General features: G+C 55.6%; 5 protein-coding genes. All 5 read left to right on the top strand.

Features of this window, described 5'->3' with window-relative positions; genetic code table 11:
• Positions 1–619, top strand: a 619-nt coding sequence (locus RMSM_RS20245) for a sulfatase/phosphatase domain-containing protein (RefSeq protein ID WP_144057804.1), incomplete at its 5' end; no start/stop codon positions are given.
• A gap of 115 nt (positions 620–734) precedes the next feature.
• The gene (locus RMSM_RS43625) at positions 735–2,309 is read left to right on the top strand and encodes a sulfatase family protein (protein WP_008700380.1); all 1,575 of its coding nucleotides are present in this window, start codon (positions 735–737) and stop codon (positions 2,307–2,309) included.
• Positions 2,306–3,733, top strand: a complete 1,428-nt coding sequence (locus RMSM_RS43620) for a sulfatase family protein (RefSeq protein ID WP_008700378.1) — start codon at positions 2,306–2,308, stop codon at positions 3,731–3,733. The genes RMSM_RS43625 and RMSM_RS43620 overlap by 4 nt, the downstream gene beginning before the upstream one ends.
• Positions 3,734–3,737: 4 nt before the next feature.
• Positions 3,738–6,461 carry a GH116 family glycosyl hydrolase gene (locus tag RMSM_RS20230; protein WP_008700376.1) on the top strand — a complete coding sequence of 908 codons (2,724 nt, stop codon included), beginning with the start codon at positions 3,738–3,740 and terminating at the stop codon, positions 6,459–6,461.
• A gap of 126 nt (positions 6,462–6,587) precedes the next feature.
• Positions 6,588–6,848: hypothetical protein (locus RMSM_RS20225; RefSeq protein WP_201767061.1), on the top strand; the 261-nt coding region annotated here is incomplete at its 3' end.

The following is a 6,848-nucleotide window of genomic DNA, read 5'->3' as shown; positions in this document are numbered from 1 at the left end:
GCGGAGCGGGAAGACATCCTGCTGGGAGGGCGGATTACGCGTGCCTTGCATCATGCGTGCCCCCGGAAAAATTCCTGCTGGAACCGAGTGCGATGCGGTGACGTCTACCATCGATGTGATGCCGACCCTCGCCAAACTAGCCGGGACCACGGCTCCCACAGATCGTGTCATTGACGGCGTCGACATTTCGGCGTTGATGCACGGCGAGGCGGACACACTCGACCGCAACTTTTTCTATTACCAACATGACAGCCTTCGCGCCGTGCGTTCTGGCAAGTGGAAGCTAATGCTTCCGCATACCGAACCGGTACAGACCAGTATCGCGACCAAGTGGAAAGGCCATATTGCTAAGGCTGACGCCATCCGCATTCAGAAGGCCCGACTCTACGATTTAGAGGCCGACATCGGCGAAACCACCGATGTTGCGGACAAATTTCCAGAAACGGTTGCTGAATTGATGAAGCTAGCGGAGTGGGCGAGGAATGACATCGGCGATCACAACCGCTTCGGTGAGAACGCCCGCACCTTTGGCGCACCACGGCGAACGCTTTCGGACGCCACGAAGTCAGCTTCGATAAAGAATCAGAATCACATTCAACGCAATGGAAACGGCGGATAACCTTCGACCGAAAACCAGCAATTGAGCAATGCTGAAATAAACCGCTGCATCCGCCCTTTCCGTTATTCCACGACCGCATTCACTGCTAATCCCTCAACCTCACGCCCCTCCTCTCATGAACACGAAAACTCTATACGCTTTTTCCACGCTTTGTCTGTCTTTTGTGCTGACACCATCAGCTCGCGGCGATGAACCGACGCCACCCAACGTGGTCTACATTCTTGCGGATGACCTAGGCTATGGCGACTTGGGCTGCTACGGCGCGACCAAGTTACAGACGCCGAATATTGATCGATTGGCCGCCGAAGGGCGACGGTTTACCGATGCTCATTCCGCATCGGCGGTCTGCACACCTTCTCGCTATGCGTTGTTGACCGGCCAGTATCCCTTTCGAGCCATGGGCGGGAAAGGCATTTGGGGTCCAGCCCCTATCCCATCCCCGCTGCTCATCGATACCGAAACATTCACGCTAGCCGATCTTTTCAAAAACCGTGGTTACGATACGGCGGTCGTAGGAAAGTGGCACTTGGGTTTTGGCGAAACGGCTAACGATTGGCAAGAACCGCTGCGGCCTGGGCCGCTGGACCTTGGATTTGATTACTATTTCGGCGTGCCGATCGTGAATAGTGCTCCGCCCTACGTGTATGTCGAGAATGACCGTATCGTCGGTGGCGATCCCGATGATCCGTTGGTTTATCTCGGCAACACGAGCAAAGGCGCCACGCCCATCACAAAAATTCCGCCCGAAGCTGCCCAGCGAACTCCCAATCGTTTCAGCGGAGCAGTGGAAGCACACAAGCAGTTCAACGACTACGAAGTCGGAACCATGTTGACCGAAAAGGCGACCGAGTGGATTCAAGGTCGCCAGAAGAAACCTTTCTTCCTGTACTTGGCGACCACCAATGTCCACCATCCCTTTACGCCGGCCGAGCGATTTCAGGGAACGAGTCAGTCCGGAATTTATGGCGACTTTGTGCATGAACTCGACTGGATCGTGGGCGAGGTGATGAAGAGCCTCGAAGCCAGCGGCGTCGCTGACAATACGCTAGTGATCTTTACCAGTGATAACGGCGGCATGTTCAACCACGGTGGCCGTGCTGCCGCCGCACGGGGGCACAAAATCAACGGCGATCTGCTCGGGTCCAAATTTGGTGTTTGGGAAGGCGGACACCGTGTACCGTTCATCACTTGGTGGCCAGGAAAAATCGAAGCAGGCAGTGTATCGGACCAATTGCTTTGCAACCTCGACATGTTGGCATCCATGGCGGCGCTGACAGGAACCCAACTAAGTGCGGCCGAGCAAAAGGATAGTATCAATTTGCTTCCCGCGTTCCTTGGCAATCCAGACCAACCGCTGCGCATCGAATTGGTATTAGCCCCGCACAAAGCGTCGCATTTGTCATTGCGAAAAGGCAAGTGGATGTACATTCCGGCCCGAAGCGATGGCGGATTCACTGGCTCGAAACCCAACCAACACGCGTGGGGAGGGGCTGCGGTTGCGAAGCTGGTCAACACTCCCAACAGCGACATTGAAAACGGCAAGATCAAAAAGGGAGCGCCGCCCGCTCAATTGTACGATCTCGAAGCCGACGTCAATCAAACGAAGAATCTTTACCGCGAGTACCCCGAAATCGTGCAGCAGATGCAGGATTCCCTCTCGAAATATCGCCCCCTGAAGAAAACCAAATGAACGACCGAAACCCTATCTGCTTGATTGCCAGTCTCAGCCTAGTTGCAAGTTTCTGCTTTCGAGCCACTGCGGTTCTTGCAGCACCATCACCGCAGCCGAACATCGTCGTCATCTTTACCGACGATCAGGGCTATGCCGATCTCAGCTGTTTCGGCGGCACGCATGTCAGCACGCCTCGCATCGACCAGATGGCGGCCGAAGGAACCAAGCTGACCAGCTTTTACATGGGGGCACCGCTGTGTACGCCTTCGCGAGCGGCCTTAATGACCGGTTGCTATCCGCGCCGCATTGACATGGCCTACGGGTCTGATTTTGCGGTGCTGTTGGCCGGTGATAGTAAAGGTTTGAACCCGGATGAAGTGACAATTGCCGAAGTGCTTAAAGAAGCAGGATACGCCACCGGAATGTTTGGCAAGTGGCACCTCGGGGACCAACCGGAATTCCTGCCCACGCGTCAGGGATTCGACGAATTTTTCGGGCTTCCTTACAGCCATGACATCGCTCCTCATCATCCGAGACAAAAGCACTTTCGCTTTCCTCCGCTGCCCTTGCTCGAAGGCGAAGAGGTCATCGAAATGGATCCCGATCCCGATTTTCTGACGAAGCGGTTCACCGAGCGGGCGGTTCAGTTCATTGAAAAACACAAAGACGAACCGTTCTTTCTCTACGTGCCGCATCCAATTCCACATGGACCTTTGGCGGCGTCGCCCGAATTCGTCGCGTCTGCGCCCGAGCCACTCCGGCAGAGATTGGTCAAGGAAGGCAAGCGGATCAACTACGGCACTCGCCGCAAACTATTCCCGCATGCGATCAGCGAGATTGATTGGTCGGTTGGTCAGATTCTCGATACGCTGAAAGCCAATGGACTTGATGAAAACACGCTTGTCATCTTCACCACCGATAACGGTCCAGCAGCTGGTAAAGCGCATCCGCTGCGAGGCAAAAAGGGCAGCACGTATGAGGGCGGCCCTCGGGTGCCCGCGGTCATCCGTTGGCCGGGCAAGATTCCCGCTGGAGAGTCGATTGATGAGATTCTGACGGCGATGGACTTGCTGCCGACGTTTGCCAAACTAGCCGGCGGCGAGCTTCCGAGTGACCGCGAAATCGATGGCAAGGACATCTGGCCGGTGTTGACTCAGAAAGCGGAAAGCCCGCACGAGACATTCTTTGTCTACCGGGACAACGACTTAAAGGCCGTTCGCTGCGGCAAGTGGAAGCTGCACACCGAAGGCAACGGCGGGGCCGCCTCGGCACTCTACGATCTGGAATCGGATATCGGCGAAAAGCGCAATGTGCTGGCAGAGCATCCTGAAGTCGCCGAGCTTCTGCGTTCGCATATGGAAGCCTTTCAAAAGGAGTTGTCCCAAAATAGCCGGTCCGCGGCATTCGTTGAAACACCAACACCCCTGACACTTGCGAAGTAACACGATGAACCAAGAAGCGAACACTCAGACATCCAACGCTTCAGACAACTGCAATTCCGTTCCTGGCTGTTGTGGGGATGCGAATGCTCGGGCGGGACGTCGCCAGTTCGTCAAAGCCACCGGGCTAACTGCCGCGATGTTAATGGCGGGCCGGACCGACGTGATGGCCGGGCCATTTGAAGCGGAGGACTTCGACCACGTCATTCCGGCCGACAAGAAGCTGAGCAAACAGTGGATCGAAAGTCTGTATGCACGGGGCGAGCCCCTGAGCGCCACGGCGGGCAACCTGAAGTACATCGGCATGCCAATCAGTGGCCTCTGTACCGGGCAAGTCTATCTCGGCGGCGATGGGCAGCTGTGGTACTGGAACCTCACCGCCAAAAAGGATCGAAAGAACAACCCCAAAGGCGTTCGCTACATGCAACCCGATGTGGCCCGTTCATCCCCGGCTCAAGGGTTTGCATTGCAAGTCGGTGGCAAGGTCCACACGCTCGACGCGGGCGGTTTCCAGGACGTCAAGTTCACCAATCAATACCCGATGGGATTGGTGAACTACGCCGATAAATCTTGTCCACTGAGAGTTCAACTGGAAGCCTACACACCCTTCATCCCGCTCAATCGTGATGAGTCCAGCTACCCGGTGATCGTGATGCGTTACACCGTCACGAACGCCTCGCCTGATTCCCAAGACGTGGCGATTGCGGGTTGGATCGATAACAGCACCAATGGCTCGAAGGGAAAGAAAGTCGGTGTGTATCGTGCATTGGACGAGATTGCCACCGTCGAATGCACGGCAGATTTCGAGAATGCCAATGCCATGGCACTCGGTGTCCTTGGCAAAGAGAAACCGGAGCTAGTGGATTTGGCCAAAACGAATCCTGGTCCCGACGGCGTCTTTGACTCCGAGGCTAGTGCAGAGGATGGTGCCCGAGTCCAAATGAATGCCAAACGGCCCGCCCTGGCTTCGATCGGCCGCAAGTTTTCACTCGGGCCCGGTGAATCCAAGACCGTCTCCTTCACGGTGTCGTGGCGGTTCCCGATGGTTCGCTATGGCGTTGGTTTTGGAATGGGACCGAAGTCAACCTCGCCCGGCCGCAATCACTACGCAACGGTTTATCCCACTGCGAGCGAAGCGTCGAATCAACTGGCTAAACGCGAAAGCGAACTATATGGCACCACCCAAAAATGGGTTGATACTTGGTACGATTCCAGCTTGCCGTATTGGTTTTTGGAGCGTGCATTCATTCCTATCAACTGCATGCAAACCCAAGTCGCCCAGCGGGTCTACCCACGTGGCAATAACACCGACATTTACAATCTAGAGGAAGGCGTCAGGTGCTGTCCCGGCAATTGCACGCACGTTTGGAACTACGCTCAAGGGCTGGCGAGAGTCTTTCCAGAGATCGAACGCGAGTGCCGTGACAAGATTGAGTACGGACTCGGCTTTGATGATTCCAACGGCATGATTTATTTCCGCTATTCCATGCGGGACGGGAAAAACGGCCGAGACGATGCCCTGGACGGCACCTGCGGCACGATCATTCGCGTGCTGCGTGAAAGCCAAATGACGACCGACTACCGCTTTCTGAAGAGCATCTGGGATCGCGTCAAACTCTCGATGGATTTTGTCATCAAAGAGTGGGACCCCGATGAGGACGGAATCTTAGCGGGTGCCCAGCACAATACTTTGGATGAGCCCTGGTACGGAAAAGTGCATTGGTTGATCAACGTCTACCACGCGGCGCTGAAAGCATCGGCGGTGATGGCCCGTCAGATGAATCAAACGTCTGTGGCCGAGCGTTATGAACGCATCGTCGCCAAGGGCGCACCGGCGATGGTCGAGCAACTGTGGAACGAGGACTTCGGTTACTTCATTCACATCCCGGGCGATGCGGAGAGCGAAAAACATGGTTCGACCAATGGCTGTCATATCGACCAGGTTCTCGGCGAAAGCTGGTTACATGAGGTCGGGCTCGAACCGATCCTGCCCAAGGACAAGATTCAGAGGTCACTGCAGTCGCTGTGGAAATACAACTTTACGCCCAACGTGGGCGAGTTCCGCAAAGTGATGAAGAACGGCCGCTGGTATGCCGCCGCTGGTGATGCCGGCCTTGTCATGTGCAGCTTTCCAAATGGCAAGATTGAACCCAAGAGTGGCAAAGCGAGCTATGCCGGCTATTTGAACGAATGCATGACGGGATTCGAATGGCAGGTCGCCGCGCACATGATCCGCGAAGGCATGGTCCAGGAAGGTCTGGCGATTGGCAAAGCGATCTACGACCGCTACTCGCCCGACGCTCGCAACCCTTACAACGAAGTCGAATGCAGCGATCACTACTCCCGCGCGATGGCCAGCTACGGTGCCTACCTGGCGGCGTGCGGTTATCGCTATGACGGTCCGCAAGGCAAGCTGGCCTTCGGCCCGCGGCTGAGTCCCGAAGACTTCCGCGCGGCGTTCACCACGGCCGAAGGCTGGGGCCGGTTCACGCAGACAGTTGACAGTGGTCAACAAACGGCTTCGCTTGAGTTGCGTTACGGCAAGCTTGCCTTGAAGGAGTTGGCACTTGATAAAGTCAAAGGCACATCCACAAGCCAAGCCAAAGTCGCCATTGATGGTGAGCAAGTCCAAGCAAAATTCCTCCAGGAAGCCGATCGGTACATTTTGCGATTTACCGAGCCCCTAAAGCTCGTTGCTGACCAGCGTTTAGAGATCAAGTTCGAAGATTGAGAATAAAGGTAGTGGAATTCGCCAGAATTCCAATGAAACCTCCTTTAAAACCGAAACAGCACAGGATTTCTGACGAAATCCACTACAGCAATTCTGGCCGAATCCGCTACCGGCAAACGCATGACCATGATTCGAAAAAGCATTCTCGCAGTCGCATTATCGATCGCCAGCGGCACGACCGTACTGGCTGATACCTATTACGTTGGTCCATCGGGCAGCGATGGCAATGCAGGGACTTCCGAAGAACAGCCGTTCCAGATGGTGCAGCATGCCATCGACACGATGAAGGCTGGCGACACGCTGGTGGTCTTGGACGGCATCTATACCGGAACGCTCAAGTTGAAATCGGGCGTTTTCATCCGAGCGAAGAATCCACGCAAGGTGGTC

The sequence above is a fragment of the Rhodopirellula maiorica SM1 genome, assembly GCF_000346295.1.
Classification (GTDB): Bacteria; Planctomycetota; Planctomycetia; order Pirellulales; family Pirellulaceae; genus Novipirellula; species Novipirellula maiorica.
Note: the sequence above shows the minus strand (reverse complement) of the source record. Positions and strands in the feature narration are given on the sequence as shown.

Excerpts from the sequence above, each read along its gene's own strand:
- RMSM_RS20230 (WP_008700376.1), top strand. The coding sequence starts at position 3,738 with ATGAACCAAGAAGCGAACACTCAGACATCCAACGCTTCAGACAACTGC.
- RMSM_RS43625 (WP_008700380.1), top strand. The coding sequence starts at position 735 with ATGAACACGAAAACTCTATACGCTTTTTCCACGCTTTGTCTGTCTTTT.
- RMSM_RS43620 (WP_008700378.1), top strand. The coding sequence starts at position 2,306 with ATGAACGACCGAAACCCTATCTGCTTGATTGCCAGTCTCAGCCTAGTT.